A 20,672-nucleotide genomic window follows, 5' to 3' on the forward strand; every position below is an offset into this window, starting at 1 on the left:
ATTAAAATGAGTAACCTTACATTTCGAGAGAAATTTGGTTGGGGAGATGCACGTAAATACAGGGAACGCTACGATTGTTTGCAAATTTGTCGTGGTTCAGCCTTCTATTTTATCACTAAAGTATTAAAAAAGGAGTCGATAAATGTTAATTACTTTAATATTACGGAGATGAATTTGCTACATAGGCGTTATTGTAATGACAAAACATCAAATGATTTAAGTAATCCAGAAATAAATAAACTGGATACGCTGAATTTGATTAATTTTTATTCTTCTTCATGTGATGGATTTAAGTGGTACTCCACTACACCTTTTGAGGCTGCAGAAATCAAGACAGAGTTATTAACTGATTTTGCAACTTCAACTTTTCCAGCAGGAACCATTCATCTCCGTGATCACGCAATGGCATATGCCTGTGATAAAAAATCTCTTTTTGTCTATGATCCTGTTTATGGTTTATTACGTTTTGCTAGAGACTTATCAGGTGTTAATGATTTCTTTTCGATGATTAACGAGAGAAGGAATTTATGCAATTTATCAATGCTCGCTCTACGCAAGCCCGTAAATATCATAAAACCTTAAATTATTATTTTGAAAAGCGTTAAAATTGAGAGTGCTCTTGGCGATAACTGAGTTTTTGTTATGTAGTTTACTGGCTTCTATCGTTTAATAATGGTGATTTAATCATTAAAAAAACATAGATGATCGGCTGGTTTTTTTATCTAATGGAGTTTTTATGCCTTTAAAATTAAAGAAAGAGCTAAAAAATTATTATAACTACATGGTTGATAAGGAGATAGATGGCGGTATTTGTCTTGGAATGAGTGCCATCTGGTTAATGGATGTGGCGACATCCGGCTCTGACAAAACTATTTTTCCTGACACTTATCCTTCTATTCGTATGGCAAGGTTTTACCATGTTATATCAGGAGAACGCCGAGATTTGCCTGATATTGAGAAAAGACTGGACATATTAGGCATGCAACTCAAGTGGCAGGCTAAGGGTGGAAGTTTTACTGTAAAAAAGTATAACTCCCAAGTAAGTGCTCAATTTGATATTAAAAATTATGTTTCTACTAGCTCGAGATTTAGTTTTAGTAAGGGGCTGTCTTTATTAGTCTTTGAGATAGGAGACGAATCTTCACATGTTGTCGCATTATATAAGAAGAGAAATAGATGCTATTTTTATGACCCCAATGTAGGGCTTTATAAGTGGACTGGAGAGCCTGGTCAGCTTTATGCTGATCTAAAGAATTACATTGATAAAGTATTTACAGATGACGGAAGACCAACTGACTCGAGACTGGAAGCGGCACTATTTTTTAATATAAGTAGTGTTTTTTGAATGCCAACTATTGGCAAGATGAAATATGAGAGGCATAAATCGGTGCGGAATTACTTTGATGAATGGTTATTAATATATTATTAGTCCTTAATTATTGGCGCTTTTAACTACATTTCAATTCTTACGCAATCAATAATTTGAGAGTGCTCTCATATAGTTACATTAGGTTAGTATTTATAATGGCGAAACTTGAATTAATCCAATCTCAGCCGTTGTGAAGAGCTTGAATTAATATCGAGTTCATTTCAATTAATTCGGAGTTATTAAATGATTTTTAAAAAAGCAATTATTGCAATGGCTTTCTCTGCGGCAACGGCAACCACTGCGCATGCAGCCATTAGTACTAATGCGCCAAGCGCGAATAGTGGCACTGTGACATTTGAAGGTTTGATTATTGATGCACCATGCTCTATTGCACCAGGTGAAGATGATCAAACTGTTGATCTTGGGCAGGTGGCTAATGCCGGACTGATGGCAAACAATAATACTGGTGAATCCTCTCCGGTTAGTTTTGATATTCAATTGGATAATTGCATTATTACAACCAAAGATAGTGTTGATGTAATCTTCACCGGTGGTGCTTCTCAGTACGACGCTGATAGTCTGGCGCTGAACGGCAGTGCTGAGGGGGCGTATATTCTGATTACTGATGCAAGTGGTCAGAAAGTAAAACTGAATACGGCGACCAGTACCCAAACGTTGGTTGACGGACAAAACCGTTTGCAGTTCTCTGCTCGCCTGAAGGGCGGTGGTGCTTCAGCTACAGTGGTGCCAGGCAGTTATTCATCTGTTGCTGGTTTCCAGCTGAACTATCAGTAAATAAGCACCAGGTAATTTCCTGGCTAAAGCAGGAAATTACCTGCTTAATGGCAGGTGAAAACATGCGGGTCTATTTATTCAGAAAAAGCATCCCAAAACTTCTGATGCTTATATTAATGTCCGTTGCGCCGAAAGCCTTTTCTGATGGTGTACTAAATGCTCGCGTAAATATGAGCGGGGAGATCCTTCATTCTGCCTGTACTATCGATTTAGATGATGATTATCAACAAATTGTGGTAGAGAAAAATGCAGTTACAGCGAGCGGGGATAACTATCATATTAGCGTTAAGTTAATTGGATGCGCCACACCTCAAACGGAGCATCATCATGCTCAGTTTAGTTTCGAACCCGCATCGTATGCACAGGTATCTCGAAGTGTCCGGTTCCTAAACGGTTTGAAACACGTTAATTCAAAAATAATTTATCAACCCATGTTTTCAGGCCATACCACTTCATTTTCGTCAACAAAACAAGAGCATTTCTTTCATCTCAATATCCTGAGTGAAAAAGAAGAGGGCGAGTCTGGACGCTCCCATTCGTCATTGCGGTTAGGAATTGATTACTATTGAGGTGTCAGATGCGAATATTTCAACGATCGGCGTTAAGTCTTTTTTGTCAGATCGCGCTGCGCACCAGTCTGATTTTAACACTGCCCGTTACGATTCAGGCACAGGATGTTGCGTTTAATACCGCAATCCTCGATTTGAAAGACCGCGATAATATTGATTTAAGTCAATTCTCCCGCAAGGGTTATATTATGCCGGGCGATTACTCTCTGGCGATAAAAATAAATGATGCCACGTTGCCTGAGCAAAGTTTGGCCTATTACGCACCAGATGATGAGCCAGAAGGCAGTCAGGTTTGCTTAACACCGGAAATAGTCGCGCAGCTAGGACTCAAGCCTTCTCTGAATTCTGGGCTGCAGTGGTGGCATGAAAATGAGTGTCTGCAATTATCCAGCCTGGCAGGTATGGAAGCCCGCACCGATCTTGGGAGCAGCACACTCTATTTGAGCATTCCACAAGCCTATCTCGAATATCAGCATGCCGATTGGGATCCACCTTCACGCTGGGAAAATGGTATTCCAGGTCTGATTCTTGATTACAACCTGAATTTACAGAATCAGCGGCAAAACAATGCTTCAGGTGAGAGTGGCAGCTATCTAACCGGTAATGGAACAGCCGGTGCTAATGTGGGTGCATGGCGTCTGCGTGCCGACTGGCAGGCACGCCATGACTGGCGCAAAAACTATCAGTCGCATTCTAAAAATGTTGAATGGAATCGCATCTATGCGTTTCGCGCTTTGAAAGAGTACCAGGCAAAACTTACGGTAGGTGAGGATTATCTCAACTCGGCAATTTTTGACAACTTCCGTTTCGTCGGCGGCAGCCTGGTTTCTGACGATCAAATGTTGCCGCCTAATCTCCGCGGCTATGCGCCGGAAGTGGCCGGTGTAGCGCAAACTAATGCCAAAGTGGTGATCAGTCAGCAAGGTCGTGTCATTCAGGAAACACAGGTTGCTGCTGGGCCGTTCCGTATTCAGGATCTCAGCAGCGCGGTATCGGGTCTGCTGGATGTTCGTGTTGAAGAACAGGATGGGCAAGTACATGAGTTCCAGGTGGATACGGCTTCCATTCCGTATTTAACCCGTCCGGGCATGGTACGTTTCAAAACCGCAGTAGGGCAGGCAAGTGATTACGATCGCCGTCGCAGCGGTTCTCCTTTTGCCACGGGTGAGTTCTCATGGGGGGTCAGTAATGGCTGGTCATTGTATGGCGGAGTCTTAGGCAATGATAATTATCAAGCCATAGCTGCAGGTATTGGGCGTGATCTCCTCGGATTTGGCGCGATCTCGGCTGATATTACGCAATCATCTGCTCGCTTTGCCAATCAGCCCATGCTGCGAGGACGCTCTTATCGCTTGAGTTACTCCAAGCGTTTTCTCGACACCGGCAGCAACCTGACGTTTGCAGGTTACCGCTTTGCAGAAAGCGACTTCCTGAATATGAACGATTTTCTGGATATGCAAGCTAACCGTACTTGGAATCGACGTGGTCGAAGCAAAGAGATGTACACCGCAACATTCAATCAACAGATTGAATCACTTGGGCTGCATGCTTACTTCAATTACAGCCATCAGACTTACTGGGATGCGCCAGATAGTGATTACTATAACCTAACGTTGTCGAGCGCTTTCTCGCTGGGCAACTGGCGCAATCTTTCACTTTCATTAACCGGGTACCGTTCCAATACCCGTAGCGGACAGGATGAAGGGGCGTATTTATCGCTCTCCATTCCATGGGGGCAATCTGGGCGTGTTAGTTACAACGGCGCCACCAGCAGTAGTGATACGCGTAACAACCTGAGCTATTACGATCGCCTTGGCGATAACAGTAGTTATCAGGTGAGCGCTGGCAGTTCTGACCATGGTTCTGAAATGAGTGGTTATTACACGCTGGATGGCGCTCTCGCCAATGTGAAAGCGAGCGGAAGCCACCGTGAAGGTCGCTATTCCGCGCTTGGCCTGTCGCTGCAGGGCGGCATGACTTTGACCACTCAGGGTGGAGCACTGCATCGTGCAACGCAGATGGGTGGCACACGTGTGTTAGTGGATACTGATGGCATTGCCGATGTGCCGGTGGGGAATGGTTCACGAGCAACTCGCACCAACCTGTTTGGTAAAGCTGTGGTGAGCGATCTCAGCAATTATTACCGCACCAGCGTCAAGATTGATGTGGATAAGCTGAATGACAACGTTGAAGCCATACGATCGGTTGCCCAAACAACGTTGACCGAGGGAGCTATTGGCTTCCGACGTTTTGATGTCATTGCCGGTGAAAAAGCAATGGCGATTATCCGGCTGGCTGATGGTTCATTCCCGCCCTTTGGCGCGACAGTGCAGAATCAAAAACAGCAGGAAACAGGGATAGTGAATGATGAGGGGAACGTTTACCTCAGTGGTATCCAGCAAGGCGGTACGATGTCGGTCCGCTGGAATGGAGACATTCAGTGCCATATGACCATGCCGCATAAATTACCGGCTGATATGAGCGAAATCTTGTTCCTGCCTTGCGAGCGCACGGCGGAACCACAAAGTTAATTAAAAGGTGTAATGATGAAATTAAATGCATTAGCCGGCCTGTTTGTGGCCAGCATCGGTATCTTTAGCCATACATCTGTTCAGGCTGCGATTGGTCTGGACCGTACTCGCGTAGTGTATAACGGCGGTGAAAAATCTATCAGTCTCAGTGTAAACAACAATAATGCGAAATTGCCCTATTTGGCTCAGGCGTGGCTGGAAGATGAGCAGGGTAAAAAGATGGAGGGGAACACCTCGCCATTGATGGTGCTGCCGCCTATTCAGCGTGTGGAACCGAAAGGTAAAGGCCAGGTGAAGATCCAGTCTAATGCGTTGACTGCTAAACTGCCGCAGGATCGTGAATCACTGTTCTATTTCAATATGCGTGAAATTCCGCCTAAGTCAGAAAAATCCAACGTGCTGCAAATTGCGTTACAAACGCGTATCAAGCTGTTTTATCGTCCGGCGCTGCTAGCGGCTCAGGCGTCGGACAAACAGAACGCGCCTTTCCAGGAAAAAATCACCCTCAGCAAAAAGGGCGATCGTTATCAGGTTAACAACCCAACGCCGTATTACGTCACCTTAATTGGTGCCAGCGCGAAAGCGGGAGAGAAGTCAGTCAGTGGGTTTGAAGCAGTAATGCTGGCACCGAACAGTCATATCACACTGGGAGGTTCTGCTGCCGCATTAGGTAATGCTCCGGTGCTGACCTATATCAACGATTATGGCGGTCAGCCACAGCTCATTTTCGGCTGCCAGGCGCAGCAGTGCGTAGTGAAATCATCAATCGCGAAATAATGGCTATTTGGCTTAAGAGTGAGGGAAGCAGGATGCAACTATCGGCTTTATTTTCAGGTGCTGGCTTGGGTTTAGCCTGTGTATTGCTGACCCACAGCCCGGCGAATGCGTCATCTGCTTCTGCGCAGATCAACTTCTCGGGGACGTTGGTCTACCCCGTTCCATGTACCTTTAATTCTGCCCAGTTGGATGTTGATCTCGGCGATATGGTGACCACTGAAATTGATGGTAGTAACTATCGCGTTGACATCGATCCGGGGATGGATTGCACCAATGCAGCTAACGATCAGTTGCGTTTGCGTTTCACAGGATTGCCTGCCTCCGACGCGACGTTATTGCAAACCAATGTGAACGGCTTTGCCATGCAATTTAGCCAGGGCACAGGAAACACGAAATTGGATTTAAACAGCTGGCATAACTTTGACCGCAATGCGATTCCGGTATTGCGTGTGGTGCCGGTGAAAGAGAGCTCGGCCGTGCTGACCCCCGGTGCAATAACGGCCTTGGCGACGCTGCAAATTGAGTATCAATAAAGATGTTTGGCTATGGCATATCAGTGAAAACAGCGCTGGCGTTAGTCGTTACGTTTCAATTCATATCCTTGCCGATTCAGGCACAAACCGCAGCAACGGATATAACGATATCAGGCCAATTATTTTACCCGCAGCCGTGCATTTTCAATGTCGATCCTATTCATGTCGATTTCGGTGACAACCTGCTGCATAACGATATTCATGGCAGCCGTTATGAACAACCTATTGATGCTCAGCTCGATTGCAGCGCTGCACCGGTGGATAGTTTGAAACTGCGTTTTACCGGCATTGGTGCCAGCTTTGATCAGGATGTATTAGATACTAATCATACAGACCTGGGTATTGAATTACGTGCCCAGGGAACCAAGCTGCCGCTCAATAGTTGGCTGCCATTTGTTGGTGTACCGCCTGCGATGAGTGCGGTGCCGGTAAAACGTGTAGATAGTGAATTAAAACCTGGGGCATTTAACGCAGTGGCGACACTGGAAATAGATTACCAGTAAAGATGGAGGGTGTAATGAAGCTATTTTCCAGAATGATAACCACAGTCTGTTCTTTAATCCTGCCTTTTTGGGTTTTTGCAGGCGGGGTGGGTGGTGGAACGATGGTGGTAAAAGTCACTGTTCGTGAGCCAGTCTGCACCATAAATAATAATCAGACGACGGATATAAATTTTGGTGATGACCTCGTAATAACAGAAATTGATGGAGTTAAGTACCAAAAAATCATCCCAATACAGCTCGACTGCCAGCAAGGATATCCCGTTTCCATACGTTTGCAATTCCAGGGTAGCAGCAGCAATTTTAATAGTGGTCTTTTAAAAACGACTAATAATGATCTTGGTATCCAGTTTCGTTTAAAAGACGGCTCTGAATTAGCGATTAATCATTGGTTAGATTTCACTTATCCCGGCACGCCCGAAATAAGCGCAGTGCTGTTTAAAAATCCCTCATTGTTGCCAGCCACTGGCGGTTTTAGTAGTTCGGTGACTTTATTAATGAAAATGTTATAAATGTTAATTGTTAAATTTATAATTAACAACCACATAATGTTCCTGAAAACATTATCATTAATTTTGGGAATTTTTTTATCTGTAATTAGACCTTCAAATGCTGAGGAGTTTCAAGTTAAAGAAATCTTATTTACTAAATTACCAAAAGATGATCTATCTGGTAGATTAGATTTTTCAACAGATAACAATATCTTCCTCGGTAAAGGGAATGTGACCCTTTCAGATCAAGATGTTTTAAGGCTAGTTAATCGTTCACGAAGTGATTTGTGGGTAATTGATCTTCCCACAAGGTGTGATGTTACTGGAACGTTAGCGCGGTGCACTCCTCTTATTTCTTCAATGGAAATTCCAGACTCAGCATTCTTTGGGGATCGAATTTGTATGATTTTAAATCCGAAGAGCGGGCCTACTTCAAATCCTGCGTGGGCCTGTACCACAATTGAATCCTCTTCGCGACCCACACTTACTTGTGATGTAAGGCAACCTACACTTATTGACTTGGGTGAAGTTGAGAATAAAGGCCCTAATCAAAAAACCGTCGCTGAAAGCACTGGCGGGCACTCATTCGACGTCAGCTGTAATGGCGTTGCAACACTTCGCTTAGATATTCAGGGAGCGCAATGGATGGGGCTCAGTGCCGACAATTGCACGGACCAACCGATTGCGCCAGATGGCGTGGTTATTACCATCGAGGGTATTTGTCCCAATACAAAACTGAATACAGATTTACTGAATGGGGCTATGAAAGTGCGTTGGTATTTGGACAATCCTATGTCAGGTGTTTATCAGCAAAATGTTATTTTTAATCTAAATTACGATTGATTTAGATTACTGGATGCTAACGATGATGCAGTTAATTGAGCGCAGGGTATCGACTAATAAATCTCGTTAAAAAATGTGTGAGTGTATAAAATTTTATGGGGTCGTCATCATATGAGGATATTAAAAAATATCACTCTACGCTTTCCTCGCCTGAAGATGCTCCCTTAAAAAAAATTCTTTGGTCTGTGGCGATTAAGCTTATTTTCTTTCTGGTTTTTGGGAGTGGCCTTATGGTTGGTCGTTATTTTCGCATTTAGAATCTATGCCAGGTAATTGGGCTGTCAGGAATCTATGAGTATGAGATTGTCACTTCTTCGTTTGTTTATTCTGGGTTTAGTGATGCAGTCATGGGGAGGTTATGCCCAGACAGATACTGCACCTCTGACGGTAATGATTAACATTATTCCTCCGGAATGCACCGTCAACAATGGTCAACAAATAGACATCGATTTTGGCGCACAAGTAGTTACCACTGAGATAGATGGCATAAACTATAAACAACCCATACCTGCCAATATTGATTGCAAAGGCTACGTTAACACAATGCGTCTGAAGTTTCAGGGCGTAGGAAGCCCTTTTGATGGTGAGCTTTTAAAAACCAGCAATGATGCCTTAGGCATCCGTTTTCTAAGGCCTGATGGTCATGCCCTTCCGCTAAATAATTGGCTCGATTATAGCTTTTTTAGTGTGCCGGCATTGAATGCAGTGCTTGTTAAGGATAATAATCAAATACTTCTGCCGGGAGATTTTACTGCTACAGCAATGTTAGTGATTGAGATTATTTAACATTATAAAAAAAATAGTATTTGAGAGAAGGAAATGAAACGACTGTTAAGTATATTTTTACTCCTGTCTTCGCTGAATGCGCAAGCCATAGATGTACAGATAAATAAGATAGTAATGGAGCGAGGTGAGCCGGTGCTGTTGCCTAATGTATATACGGGTACGTTTTATTCCTTTCCTGGGGTGTATCCTCCGACAGCTGTGTATGTTCACATTGATGGTATAGAGACAGGTATAAAAATTGACGTAAGGTGTGATGATAATCATTCTCAGACTACCTGCTCTGTTATTCATATGACGAAAATTGATAGTCATCAACGTCCAGCAGAATTTTGCCTGTCATTAAATAGTAGGGCAATAGTCCCCGAATCATGTTTGCAGATTACAACGCCACCTCCACCGCAACAAAGTTGTGATGCTCAATTTTCCCCTGATGTTGTTGATCTTGGCAATGTGCATAGCGAGGGTGAATATTCTTCAACTTATCGCTCTGGGAATACCACTTTCTCCATTCGCTGTAATGGGCCAGAGGCTTATGTCCAGTTTGTACCCTCAGGTGATATTGCATTTTATGGCGGTGCTCCTTTTGAAGAAGTAGAACCATTTCCCGGATTCGAAACTATTACCGCGCAATTTACTGATATGCCAGAGGAATTAGTCTTCCATGATCCTTTTAAAATCAATGGTTATTGGGGAACTAATGTCAACATAGTGCATCAGTCAACGGGCGTTCCTATTGGACCAAGAGTATTTAATAGTATTGTTATTGTTAATTACTTCTGATTTGAAAATGCAAATATTTAAGTCGCATTTCAATTTTCCGGAAGAGATAACGATCTGGTATGATTTTTTGAATGTTATTTTCAGATTGTCATCATGAATGTTAGCGGTGCATCATAAGATACACCGCTAACATCCCATAGCATCTAAGACTTTCTGAAGATTATTAGTGGGAAGTCTGACATAATATGGCCTAATATACGTTGGTGTTATCAAGTTTTATAGCTTTAATTTTGACCGGGAAAGTAACTTGGATATTGTACCGGCGGGTTAACGTGCTTAGGGTATTGAGTTGGCGAACCCATTGGATTTTACTTTTATTATGGATATAATCGCCACGCGGTAAATGAGCGCGGCTCAATTTTCAGTTGTGGTGAATACCATATTAATAAGGAAAAAAAATTCAACATAGGCATTATAACGCTAAACAGAGTGCTTGAAGAAAAGGCTTTTAAAGCGGTGCATTTTAAATGCACCGCATACAATCAATTTTATTTGACGCGATTCGCAAAACTCTTACGCAGCTTTTGCAGTTTCGGTGGGATTACCGCCATGCAGTAGCCGTTGCGCTGACCTGCGCCTTGCCAATAATCCTGATGATAACCTTCTGCCGCATACCACTCTTTCAGCGGCTCGATGGTGGTCACCACCGGATCGCTCAGGTTCTCCTGCGCGCGCGCAATCGCGGCAATCGCTTCGGCTTCCTGCTCAGCATTCGCCGGGAAAATCGCAGAGCGATATTGGGTGCCAACATCGTTGCCCTGGCGGTTCAGCGTAGTGGGATCGTGGGTGGCAAAGCTGATATCCAGCAGATCGCCGTACTTCACCTGCTCTGGATCGAAACCGATGCGAATCGCTTCTGCGTGGCCGGTCGCACCGGTGCACACCTGCTCGTAGGTTGGATTCGGGCGTGCGCCGCCGGTATATCCACTGTCGACTGACTCCACGCCAATCACATCTTTAAACACTGCTTCAGTACACCAGAAACAGCCACCTGCGATCACCGCATATTCGGTTGCCATTATATCTACTCCTGTCAGGGCGAAAGAATCAAAATGGGGGCAAGCCCATATCAATTCAAGCAGTTAAATTAACATTTCAGGCTTAAAGTCGCCGCGCTTGTCGAGCCGCAAATTGCTCATCACGCTGAAGCGTCCTTCGCCAGTGTAGTGCAGCGTCGGCGGAAACTCCGGCGTTTCAGCTACATGCGCTTTAACGATCTCAAAGATAAAGAAGTTGTAGTTATCTACCATGGAATCGTCATACAGCTGGCACTCAAAGCTGGCAAAGCAATCGCCGATTAACGGCGCATTGACCACGCTGGCCGGTTCGGGCGTCAGATTGAAGGCATCAAACTTATCGAGACGATCGCCGTGGCTGTTACCGATCGCCACCACGCTGTCCACCAGATTGGCCGACGGCACGTTAATCACGCACTGGCCGCTCTGGCGAATCAGTTCATGGCTGTAATTGCCGCCGGCAATCATGCAGCCAACCAGCGACGGCGAGAACTCCAGAATGGTGTGCCAGCCGAGCGTCATGATGTCGCGATGATCCTCAAACTGGGAACTCAGCACCACCACCGGACCCGGCTCCAGATACTTCCGCGCTTTGCTTACCGGAAAGTCGATTTTATGCATCGGGATTCTCCTGTTGTAGGTACAGACACATTAAGTGTAGATGCCAGCCTTTACCGAGCCGAAAAATCGCGGCATGTTATCGGCTACCTCTTACCAACAGGCCAATAATATGAACAACATCCTGTGTCAGACCCTTAACCTTCGCTATCCGATCGTTCAGGCGCCGATGGCAGGCGTCTCGACGCCGGAACTGGCGGCGGCGGTGAGCACCAGCGGGGCGCTGGGTTCGATCAGCGTGGGCGCTTCAACGCCGCAACAGGCGGATAGCATGATCCGCACAACGCTCGCCCTGACAGCCGCGCCCATCAACGTCAACGTCTTCTGCCACGCGCCGGTGCAGCGCAATCCTCAGTTAGAACAGGCGTGGATCGCACGTTTCAAGCCGGTTTTTGCTCGCTATGAAGCGACACCGCCCGATGCGCTGTCAGAAATTTATCAAACGTTTGTGGATAACCACGCGATGCTGGAGGTCCTGCTTGACACCGCGCCCGCCGCAGTGAGTTTCCACTTTGGCTTGCCGTCCGCCGCTGTTGTGCAGCGCTTGAAACGTCGCGGCATTATCACACTGGCGAGCGCCACCAGCGTTGCTGAAGCAGGTGCCATCGAAGCCGCTGACATCGATTTTATTGTGGCGCAGGGTATTGAGGCGGGCGGGCATCGCGGGATATTCCATCCAGAAAATGACGACCAGCAGCTCAGCACCTTTACGCTGGTGCAGGCGATTCGCCGGGCGTCGCGGCTGCCGGTGATTGCCGCCGGCGGCGTGATGGATGGCGCGGGCATGGCTGCGATGCTCAAGCTGGGCGCGGCGGGTGTACAGCTGGGTACCGCGTTTATTCTGTGCCCGGAATCCGCCGCCAACGCGGCATATCGTCAGGCGCTGAAAAGCGCGCAGGCCAACAGCACCGAGATGATTGCCGCCATTTCTGGCCGATCGGCAAGATGTCTCACCAACGATTTTTGCCAGCTGGCGCGCGAGTTCGCGCAGGATGCCATTCCCCCTTATCCACTCACCTACGCGCTGGGCAAAGCGCTCGCTGCTGCCGCCGCCGCCAAAGGCGCGCATGGCTTTGGCGCGCAGTGGGCCGGGCAGGGCGCCATGCTGGCGCGGGAAATGCCGGCCGCTGAATTGGTCAAAACGCTGGTGAAGGAGTGGCAGGCGGCGTAATGTTCGCCGCCCATTAATCATCAAAGCGGTAGGCTTTCTCCATAATGCTGTTGGCCATCATGGTTTTAATCCATTCCGTAGGTTCCCGTTTACCGCTGCGTTTGTGTGAATAGATTTTCACGGTGAATCTTGGTGCGGGAAACGGCAACCTGAATGAGGTCACATCGGCGGCCTGTTTGATTTTACTGGCAACGAAAGACGGGATCGCCATCAGCAATTCACTTTCCGCGATAATAAAGGGCGCACTCAGCATTGACGGCGTTCTGATGGCGATGCGGCGTTTAAGGCCAATGCGCGCAAGATGGGAATCCAGTAATCCCTGCTTTTCATTCCACGGCGTAACCACCAGATGCCCGGCGGCAAGATAGTCGTCAAGATTCAGACTGCTGCGTCGCGCATTGGCAATCACCATAAATTCATCACTGAATAAATCGGTCTCGTCGAGATCGGGATGATGCATGCCATCCGGCTCGCTAAAACTCAGCGCCATATCGATTTCACCCGCCAGTAATTCAATCAGCGCCGGATTATGCGGCAAATGGCAGAGTTCAAAACTCAGGTTGGGTGCCGTATCAGTCAGCGCATGCATCAGCCGCGGAAAGACACAAAAAGCGGTGTAATCCGTTACCGCAATTCTAAAACAGTCATCACTGGTCAGCGGATCAAAAGGCTGCAGCGGGCTGAGATGCCGATTTAATCCGGTTAGCGTTTCGGCAATATAGGGCGCCAGCTGGCAGGCATAGACGCTGGGACACATTTTGTGGCCTTCGCGGTAGAACAGCGGATCTTTAAAAAACTCACGTAATCGGGACAGCGCGTGGCTTAACGCGGAAGTACTCAAACTGAGCTCAATCGCCGCCAGCCTGACCGAACGATGTCTGAAAACTGCGTCGAAAACGGGGAGGAGATTCAAGTCCAGTCGACGCAGCACATGATGCATGAAATTCACCTATCATTGATTTTATTGCACTTATTTCATCGAACAATACCCATTATGCTGGGCAGCATCAATCTGATTAAATAAGAAAATAATGCATGAAGATGACTATTCGGCCAGCCAATCCTGAAGACGCGGACGCCATTTACGACATGATTGCTGAGTTGTCGGTTTATGAACATGGATTACAGCAGTCACCAACTACCGTGGAAGAGATCAGATCGACGCTATTCAATCCCGAAAGCCATAGCGAGGCGTTGATGTGCGAGATTGATGGCATAACCGCCGGGTATGCAGTGATTACCCGCAGCTATTCGGCGTGGCTGGGGCGTCGCGGACTCTATATGGAAGACTTGTACTTCTCGCCCAATTTTCGCGGCCTCGGTGCAGGCAAAGCGCTGCTGCAATATGTCGCGCAGCACGCGGTCAATCATCAGTGCAACCGCATTGAGTGGAGTGCGTTAGATTGGGATCAGTCGGCCAGAGAGTTCTATCTCAGTATTGATGCGCTGCCGTTAAATGAGTGGGTGCGTTATCGGCTCGACGGGGCGGCATTAGAGAAATTTGCTGCCGCCACGCCGCAATAGTTCTCTGCCACAAAAGGCCCGCCAAAATGGCCTAATGCTCATGTCAGCCAGGCCAACGACGAGTGTGCAGGCCGGTGGCACTTTTGGGCCGGCTGTCCTCGCGCCGCTAACGCGGTTCCTTCACTTCGCTCGTCAGCCTAACGGACCGGCGAAGACGGGACTTCCCTGTCCCGGCTTCGCCTTTCGCCCGCGTCCTGCGGGCTCTCCTGGCTTCCTCGCTTCGTTCAGCGCTGCGAATTGCCGGCCCAAAATTGCCCCCGGCCCGCTTCGACGCTTCAGTGCGTGACGCAGCAGATGTGTCAGAGCCCGCACGATTAATGCAGCCTTAAAGCCAAATTCTTTCATAACTGACAAGTATTAGGCCAAACCGGCCGATTAATGTTATTCCCGTTAAAGCGATTGCAGGAACGTCAGCAGATCGGCGTTAAGCTGATCGGTATGCGTCACCGCAAAGCCGTGCGGTGCGTTGTCATACACTTTCAGCTGCGCGCCAGCGATCATTTCGGCGGCGACTTTCCCGGTGGTTTCGAACGGCACGACCTGGTCGTTGCTGCCGTGAATCACCAGCGTCGGCACGTCGATTTTTGCCATATCAGGACGGAAGTCGGTTTCCGAGAACGCGGTAACACAATCAATTGTCCCTTTTAGTGACGCCAGCAGCGCAATATTCAACGTCTGCGTCAGCGCGCCTTCTGAAACCGTTTGACCGGCGTTGGTGCCGTAAAACGGTGTCGCAAAATCACTGATGAACTGCGCGCGATCTTTACGTAAGCCCTGACGAATGCCTTCGAACACCGACAAATCGACGCCTGCCGGATAATCATCGGCCTTGCCGAAGATCGGTGTCACCGCGCCCAACAGCACTAAGCTATCCACGCGCGCTGTGCCGTAATTGTTGATGTAGCGCGCCACATCGCCGCCACCCATTGAGAAGCCCACCAGCGTCACGTTTTGCAGATCCAGATGGCTAATCAGGTCGTTAATATCCGATGCAAAAGTATCGTAGTTGTAGCCTTCCCACGGTTGATCGGAACGGCCAAAGCCGCGGCGGTCAAAAGCGATAACGCGATAGCCTTTCTCCGCCAGGAAATTCAGCTGGCTGTCCCACATATCCCCGTCGAGCGGCCAGCCGTGACTGAATAGCACCGGCTTGCCGGTACCCCAATCTTTGAAATAGATCTGCGTACCATCCTGCGTCTTAAATGTGCTCATGTTTCGGCCTTATTAATGTCGATGAATGAGAGCGCCTTATTCAGGCGCCACGAGATAACGAACTTCCGGAGCTGCAGTGCCTTGATGGAATGCCAGCACGCGGTTCTGAATCTTTTGATCGTTCATGGTGTAGCGCTCGCGCTGACGCAGATGCTCCATCCATGAGCCAACCACAAAGGTCTCGACAAACATGTCGGGTTGCAGCATGTCCTCATACAGAGACCAGTTCAGCGCGCCGCCACGCCGTCTGACGCGACGCATATCCTGCATGCACACCGCAAAGGAATGCGCATCACTGCGGTTGATCTGATAATGATAGCTGACCATCACCGGCCCGCGATCGTGACGAATCTCCAGCACGGGCAAGGGATCGCTGACCGTGCTGAGATCGAGGTTCAGATCCGGATCCTGATCCAGCCGCCAGCGCAGCACCGTCAGGCTCGCCAGCAGCATGCCGACAGTGGCGACAGTCAGTGACAATGGAATGCTGAATGTCGATGCCAGCTGTCCCCAAATGGCGCTGCCTAACGTCATCGAGCCAAAAAACACCGTCAGATAGACCGCCAGCGCCCGGGCTTTCACCCATTTGGCGGCACTGCGCTGCGCGCCAAGATTGAGGGTGGAAAGCACGGCAATCCACGCAAAGCCGGTAAAGAACTCGAACGCATTCAGCAACCAGAGGTGACGAATAAACGCCAGCGCCAGCAGAGTGATGGCAAACATCAGGCTCGCCAGCACCATCAGTTGATCGGGATTAAAGCGTTTACGCATACGCGGCAACAGCAGCGCGCCGCAAATCGCGCCGATGCCGATGCAACCCAGCATAATGCCGTAGCCGCCGGGCCCAAGGCCCAATTCGCGTCGAGCCACCAGCGGTAACAACGCCCAACCGGCACTGCCAAACACAAAGAAAGCGATGGTGCGCACCAGCACATTGCGCAGTACCGGCGCAGCATGCACATAGCGCACGCCGGCGCGCACCGCCGGGAAGAAGTGCTCCGGCGGTAAACGCTGCACGCTGGGCTGTGCTTGCCACGCATACAGCACCAGAAACACGCCGAGTACCGAAAGCGCATTCAGCAGAAACACCATCCACGGACCGGCAAACGACAGAATCAGGCCGCCGAGCGCCGGGCCGATAGCGCGACTGATGTTTATGCCGAGCGAGTTGAGCGCAATCGCCGGGCCGAGCTCCTCCTTACTGACCAAATCCGGCACGATGGCCTGGAAGGGCGGAGAACTCATGGCCGCGCCGGTACTCAGCAGGAACGCCGCAATCAGCAGCACCATCGGTGTGACCAGGTCTGCCCAGGAAAGGAATGTCAGGCTCGCGGCGGCAATAAACACCCAGATTTGCGAGAACAGCAGGTATTTACGCCGGTCAACGATATCCGCCATCACGCCAGACGGCAGTGCAAACAGAAACATCGGTAAGCTGCTGGCGGCCTGCACCAGCGCCACCGAGAGCGGATCGGCGCTCAGTGTCAGCATGGTCCAGTTAACGCCTACGTCGTTCATCCATGAACCGACATTGGATACCACGGTAGCGATCCACAGCATGCGGAACACGCGCTGACGCAGCGGCTGCCATGGTGAAACCGTCTGCGAAACGGGCGGCAGATCCGCCTCGGGGATGTCATGAATGTCATTAACCTGCGCCATGAACAACCTCCGAAACGCCGCCAAACACGCGCCAGCGACCGGGGCCGGTCAGCGCCAGCGTGGTGAAGATGATCAGCAGCAGCCAGCCGGTAAGGCGCAGGAAGAACAGCCCCGCATCAATGCGAGGCGGCTGTGAGAGTGAATGTTTCATGGTTTAGAAGGCGAAGCAGCTGCAGCCGAGCGCGCCCCAGAAGGCGTTCTCTTCCGAAACCGGCAGGTTGGCGCCGCGCGCAATCTCGTGGGAATGCGTATGCACGCCGCACGGGCCGCTGCAGTGATGCGCTTGCTGCATCATGCCCACGCGTGTGGTGGCGGTTGGCGGCGCACTGCGATAGTGGCCGGGAACCTTGACCACCGGCGACCACTCCGGCAGCACCGGAATGAGGGGCGGCGCTTCCGAGCTGAAAGCGCCGGCGGCATAAACGATATTTCCGTCCACCACCGTCAGCACCGACTCAATGCCTTTGATCTCCTCTTCAGGCACGCTGAAGTAGTCTTTGCTCAGCACCACCATATCGGCCAGCTGACCGACTTTAATCTGGCCTTTTTTACCTTGCTCGCTGGAGAACCAGGCGCTGCCCTGCGTCCACAACATCAGCGCCGTATCACGATCGAGGCGCGCGTTGACGTCGTACATCTGCATGCCGCCCACGGTGCGTCCCGAGACCAGCCAGTAAAGCGCGGTCCACGGGTTATAACTGGCCACGCGCGTCGCATCGGTTCCTAAACCCACCGGCACGCCGGTCTCCAGCATGCGCGCCACCGGCGGCGTATGGCGAGTGGCCTCAATGCCGTAACGCTCGGCAAAGTATTCGCCCTGAAACGCCATACGGTGCTGTACGGCAATGCCGCCGCCCAGCTCTTTGATGCGGTCAAGGTTACGCTGCGTCACGGTTTCGGCGTGATCGAAGAACCAGTGCAGGCCGTTGAACGGAATGTCGCGGTTCACTTTTTCAAACACATCCAGCATGCGGCTGATCGATTCATCGTAAGTGGCGTGCAGGCGGAACGGCCAGCGATGCTCCACCAGATGACGCACCACACGCTCCAGCTCATCTTCCATGCCGGGCGCCAGATCCGGACGCGGTTCGAGGAAATCTTCAAAATCGGCGGCGGAAAACACCAGCATTTCACCGGCACCGTTGTGACGGAAATAGTCGCTGCCCTGGCCCGGCGTCAGCATGTCGGTCCACTTCTCGAAATCTTCCAGCTCGTGGCCCGGACGTTGGGTAAACAGGTTGTAGGCGATACGCAGCGTCATCTGCTTTTTCTCATGCAGCTCGGCAATGACTTCGTAATCTTCGGGATAGTTCTGGAAACCGCCGCCTGCATCAATCGCGCTGGTCAGGCCCAGACGGTTCAACTCGCGCATAAACTGGCGGGTGGAATTGACCTGCTGCTCCAGCGGCAGTTTTGGCCCTTTCGCCAGCGTGGCGTAAAGGATCATGGCGTTCGGGCGCGCAATCAGCATGCCGGTCGGGTTGCCATTGCTGTCACGCTGGATCTCGCCGCCCGGCGGATTGGGCGTGTCTTTGGTGTAGCCGACGACCTTCAACGCGGCGCGATTGAGCAGGGCGCGATCGTACAGATGCAGGATAAACACTGGCGTATCGGGCGCGGCTTCGTTGATCTCATCCAGCGTCGGCATGCGACGCTCGGCAAACTGAAACTCGGTCCAGCCGCCTACCACGCGCACCCACTGGGGCGACGGCGTGCGCAGCGCCTGTTCTCTCAGCATCCGCAATGCATCGGCGATCGAGGGCACGCCTTCCCAGCGCAGTTCGAGGTTGTAATTCAGTCCGCCGCGGATCAGGTGCAGGTGGGAATCATTCAGGCCGGGAATGGCGGTATGGCCTTTGAGGTCAATCACTTTGGTGCCTTCGCAGTGATGCTGCATCACGTCGGCCAGGCTACCCACTTCGAGAAATTTGCCATCGCGCATCGCCACGGCCTCGGCAATCGGGTTGCCGCGATCGACGGTATGAAATCGCCCATTGGTCAAAATGATGTCTGCTTTGCCTAACGTAACCATAAAAGCTCCTGAATAAGAGGTCCTGCCAATTTCGCAGGTGAAATACTGGGTGGGATTATGTTCAGGCGGTGCGGAAAGCGTCTAGTTATACAAAAGGATAGGTATACCTTCGTATAGTTATACCTATAGATAATAGTTCGTGCGCCCAAAGGTTCTTACACTGCGCCCAGACATTCACCTCAATGGGCATACAAAAATGACAACCAGTAAATTAGAAGTACTGACACCGCACAACTGCCAGATCATCTTCATTGACCAGCAGCCGCAAATGGCATTTGGCGTGCAGTCCATCGACCGTCAGGTATTGAAAAATAACGTGGTCGCGTTGGCAAAAGCGGCGAAGGTGTTCAACATTCCTACCGTACTGACCACGGTGGAGACCGAGAGCTTCTCAGGTAACACCTTCCCGGAGCTGCTGGATGTGTTCCCCGGCCAGGACATTCTTGAGCGTACCTCGATGAACTCGTGGGATGACCAGAAAGTGCGTGATGCGCTGGCGGCCAACGGTAAGAAGAAAATTGTGGTTTCCGGTCTGTGGACCGAAGTGTGTAACAACACCTTCGCGCTGTGCGCCATGCTGGAAGGTGATTATGAGATCTACATGGTGGCTGACGCCTCCGGCGGCACCACCAAAGAAGCGCACGACTATGCCATGCAGCGCATGATTCAGGCGGGTGTGATCCCAGTGACCTGGCAGCAGGTGATGCTGGAGTGGCAGCGCGACTGGGCACACAAAGAGACCTACAACGCGGTGATGGATATCGCGAAAGAGCACTCCGGTGCTTACGGCATCGGCGTTGATTACGCTTACACCATGGTGCACAAAGCGCCATCGCGTCAGAAGAGCGAGCATCGCACGCTGGCACCGGTTGCTGCGCCCGTTCGCTAAATCGTCACCCAGGCGAGCGCTTACGGGCTCGCCTTTCTTTTTCAAGGAGGACCGGTGAGTCCTTTACTGATTTCTCTGGCGGCGGGCGTGTTTATCGGCCTGATTTACGCCTTGCTCAACGTGCGATCGCCGGCGCCGCCCGCCGTGGCGCTGGTGGGCTTGCTGGGCATGATTGTGGGCAGTTCGCTGGGTGGAAAATTGACGCATCCCGTAGCGCCCGTCGATAAAACCTCACGCGCGATGGCCGCTGACAGGCCGCTACCTCCCGCCACGCTCACCGCAAAACAGGCGGCTTGAACATGCTGAAAACCTATGCGATATCGCTCTCGGTCGGTATTTTAGTCGGCATCATTTATGCCGTTATCGACGTCAATTCCCCAGCGCCGCCCGTGATTGCGCTGCTTGGTCTGTTTGGTATGCTGGTCGGCGAACAGATTATCCCGCTGTGTAAGCGCCTGATAAACCGTCAACCGGTCACGCTGGCCTGGTTTCGTCATGAGTGTGTGCCTAAAATCAGCGGCACGCCGCCATCGAGTGACAAAAACTCCTGAGGACGCGCCGCAGGCAGTGAATA

At 50.1% G+C, this 20,672-nt stretch carries 23 protein-coding genes and 1 pseudogene; 17 read left to right on the forward strand and 7 right to left on the reverse strand.

Annotated features, from left to right (window positions below; all coding sequences use genetic code 11):
- Nucleotides 1-6: 6 nt before the first annotated feature.
- The 12 genes from FCN45_RS08105 to FCN45_RS08160 all read left to right on the forward strand — a co-directional run bounded on the left by FCN45_RS08105 (nt 7) and on the right by FCN45_RS08160 (nt 9,974).
- The gene (locus tag FCN45_RS08105; protein WP_137385614.1) at nt 7-582 is read left to right on the forward strand and encodes a hypothetical protein; all 576 of its coding nucleotides are present in this window, start codon (nt 7-9) and stop codon (nt 580-582) included.
- A gap of 154 nt (nt 583-736) precedes the next feature.
- Nucleotides 737-1,345, forward strand: a complete 609-nt coding sequence (locus tag FCN45_RS08110; protein WP_137385615.1) for a YopT-type cysteine protease domain-containing protein — start codon at nt 737-739, stop codon at nt 1,343-1,345.
- Between the two features lie 267 nt (nt 1,346-1,612).
- Nucleotides 1,613-2,164 (forward strand): fimbrial protein, encoded by a 552-nt coding sequence (locus FCN45_RS08115; RefSeq protein ID WP_246862557.1) that lies wholly within the window; start codon nt 1,613-1,615, stop codon nt 2,162-2,164.
- A gap of 47 nt (nt 2,165-2,211) precedes the next feature.
- Nucleotides 2,212-2,733, forward strand: a complete 522-nt coding sequence (locus FCN45_RS08120; protein ID WP_137385616.1) for a type 1 fimbrial protein — start codon at nt 2,212-2,214, stop codon at nt 2,731-2,733.
- Between the two features lie 8 nt (nt 2,734-2,741).
- Complete coding sequence (locus FCN45_RS08125; RefSeq protein WP_137385617.1) at nt 2,742-5,264, forward strand: outer membrane usher protein; 2,523 nt, start codon at nt 2,742-2,744, stop codon at nt 5,262-5,264.
- A gap of 15 nt (nt 5,265-5,279) precedes the next feature.
- A complete protein-coding gene (locus FCN45_RS08130) occupies nt 5,280-6,041 on the forward strand; it encodes a fimbria/pilus periplasmic chaperone (protein ID WP_137386867.1) in 762 nt (253 codons plus the stop codon).
- Nucleotides 6,011-6,574, forward strand: a complete 564-nt coding sequence (locus tag FCN45_RS08135; RefSeq protein WP_137385618.1) for a fimbrial protein — start codon at nt 6,011-6,013, stop codon at nt 6,572-6,574. Before FCN45_RS08130 ends, FCN45_RS08135 begins: the two co-directional genes overlap by 31 nt.
- A 23-nt stretch (nt 6,575-6,597) precedes the next feature.
- Nucleotides 6,598-7,077: a fimbrial protein gene (locus FCN45_RS08140; RefSeq protein WP_168197453.1), complete on the forward strand. Its 480-nt coding sequence runs from the start codon at nt 6,598-6,600 to the stop codon at nt 7,075-7,077.
- A 14-nt stretch (nt 7,078-7,091) separates the two neighbouring features.
- Complete coding sequence (locus FCN45_RS08145; RefSeq protein WP_168197454.1) at nt 7,092-7,586, forward strand: fimbrial protein; 495 nt, start codon at nt 7,092-7,094, stop codon at nt 7,584-7,586.
- On the forward strand, nt 7,587-8,408 hold the full coding sequence (locus tag FCN45_RS08150; RefSeq protein ID WP_137385621.1) for a hypothetical protein: 822 nt from the start codon (nt 7,587-7,589) through the stop codon (nt 8,406-8,408).
- 291 nt (nt 8,409-8,699) lie between these two features.
- Nucleotides 8,700-9,194 carry a fimbrial protein gene (locus FCN45_RS08155; protein ID WP_137385622.1) on the forward strand — a complete coding sequence of 165 codons (495 nt, stop codon included), beginning with the start codon at nt 8,700-8,702 and terminating at the stop codon, nt 9,192-9,194.
- Nucleotides 9,195-9,227: 33 nt separating this feature from the next.
- Nucleotides 9,228-9,974 (forward strand): hypothetical protein, encoded by a 747-nt coding sequence (locus FCN45_RS08160; protein WP_137385623.1) that lies wholly within the window; start codon nt 9,228-9,230, stop codon nt 9,972-9,974.
- Between the two features lie 488 nt (nt 9,975-10,462).
- Here the strand turns inward: FCN45_RS08160 and msrA are convergent, their stop codons facing one another.
- Both msrA and FCN45_RS08170 read right to left on the reverse strand, forming a co-directional pair.
- Nucleotides 10,463-10,993 (reverse strand): peptide-methionine (S)-S-oxide reductase MsrA, encoded by a 531-nt coding sequence (gene msrA / locus FCN45_RS08165; protein WP_137385624.1) that lies wholly within the window; start codon nt 10,991-10,993, stop codon nt 10,463-10,465.
- A 63-nt stretch (nt 10,994-11,056) separates the two neighbouring features.
- Entirely contained in the window at nt 11,057-11,611 is a 555-nt protein-coding gene (locus FCN45_RS08170) for a flavin reductase family protein (protein WP_137385625.1), read from the reverse strand.
- A 109-nt stretch (nt 11,612-11,720) separates the two neighbouring features.
- Here FCN45_RS08170 and FCN45_RS08175 point away from each other — a divergent pair, with 109 nt between their 5' ends.
- Nucleotides 11,721-12,779, forward strand: coding sequence for a nitronate monooxygenase family protein (locus FCN45_RS08175; RefSeq protein WP_137386868.1), 1,059 nt, complete (start codon nt 11,721-11,723; stop codon nt 12,777-12,779).
- Nucleotides 12,780-12,792: 13 nt separating this feature from the next.
- Here FCN45_RS08175 and FCN45_RS08180 read toward each other — a convergent pair whose 3' ends face one another.
- Nucleotides 12,793-13,719 (reverse strand): LysR family transcriptional regulator, encoded by a 927-nt coding sequence (locus tag FCN45_RS08180; protein WP_137385626.1) that lies wholly within the window; start codon nt 13,717-13,719, stop codon nt 12,793-12,795.
- A gap of 95 nt (nt 13,720-13,814) precedes the next feature.
- Between FCN45_RS08180 and FCN45_RS08185 the strand changes: the two genes are divergently transcribed.
- On the forward strand, nt 13,815-14,303 hold the full coding sequence (locus tag FCN45_RS08185; RefSeq protein ID WP_137385627.1) for a GNAT family N-acetyltransferase: 489 nt from the start codon (nt 13,815-13,817) through the stop codon (nt 14,301-14,303).
- A 390-nt stretch (nt 14,304-14,693) separates the two neighbouring features.
- On the opposite strand, the gene FCN45_RS08190 is transcribed toward FCN45_RS08185, so the two are convergent.
- The 4 genes and pseudogenes from FCN45_RS08190 to FCN45_RS08200 all read right to left on the reverse strand — a co-directional run bounded on the left by FCN45_RS08190 (nt 14,694) and on the right by FCN45_RS08200 (nt 19,209).
- Nucleotides 14,694-15,515 carry an alpha/beta fold hydrolase gene (locus FCN45_RS08190; RefSeq protein ID WP_101760762.1) on the reverse strand — a complete coding sequence of 274 codons (822 nt, stop codon included), beginning with the start codon at nt 15,513-15,515 and terminating at the stop codon, nt 14,694-14,696.
- Between the two features lie 36 nt (nt 15,516-15,551).
- A complete protein-coding gene (locus tag FCN45_RS08195; RefSeq protein ID WP_137385628.1) occupies nt 15,552-17,177 on the reverse strand; it encodes an MFS transporter in 1,626 nt (541 codons plus the stop codon).
- Nucleotides 17,164-17,265, reverse strand: a pseudogene (locus FCN45_RS23880) (LysR family transcriptional regulator); the annotation flags it as partial. The gene FCN45_RS08195 and the pseudogene FCN45_RS23880, both read right to left, overlap by 14 nt.
- Nucleotides 17,266-17,331: 66 nt before the next feature.
- Nucleotides 17,332-19,209: an amidohydrolase gene (locus FCN45_RS08200; RefSeq protein ID WP_137385629.1), complete on the reverse strand. Its 1,878-nt coding sequence runs from the start codon at nt 19,207-19,209 to the stop codon at nt 17,332-17,334.
- A 196-nt stretch (nt 19,210-19,405) separates the two neighbouring features.
- On the opposite strand from FCN45_RS08200, the gene FCN45_RS08205 reads away from it, so the two are divergent.
- The 3 genes from FCN45_RS08205 to FCN45_RS08215 are packed head-to-tail and all read left to right on the forward strand — an operon-like array spanning nt 19,406 to nt 20,649.
- Complete coding sequence (locus FCN45_RS08205) at nt 19,406-20,098, forward strand: hydrolase (RefSeq protein WP_101760759.1); 693 nt, start codon at nt 19,406-19,408, stop codon at nt 20,096-20,098.
- A 54-nt stretch (nt 20,099-20,152) separates the two neighbouring features.
- Nucleotides 20,153-20,395 (forward strand): DUF1427 family protein, encoded by a 243-nt coding sequence (locus tag FCN45_RS08210; RefSeq protein ID WP_137385630.1) that lies wholly within the window; start codon nt 20,153-20,155, stop codon nt 20,393-20,395.
- A 2-nt stretch (nt 20,396-20,397) separates the two neighbouring features.
- Entirely contained in the window at nt 20,398-20,649 is a 252-nt protein-coding gene (locus FCN45_RS08215; RefSeq protein WP_137385631.1) for a XapX domain-containing protein, read from the forward strand.
- Nucleotides 20,650-20,672: the final 23 nt, after the last annotated feature.

The sequence above is a fragment of the Pantoea sp. SO10 genome (genome assembly GCF_005281435.1).
Lineage (GTDB): Bacteria > Pseudomonadota > Gammaproteobacteria > Enterobacterales > Enterobacteriaceae > Pantoea > Pantoea leporis.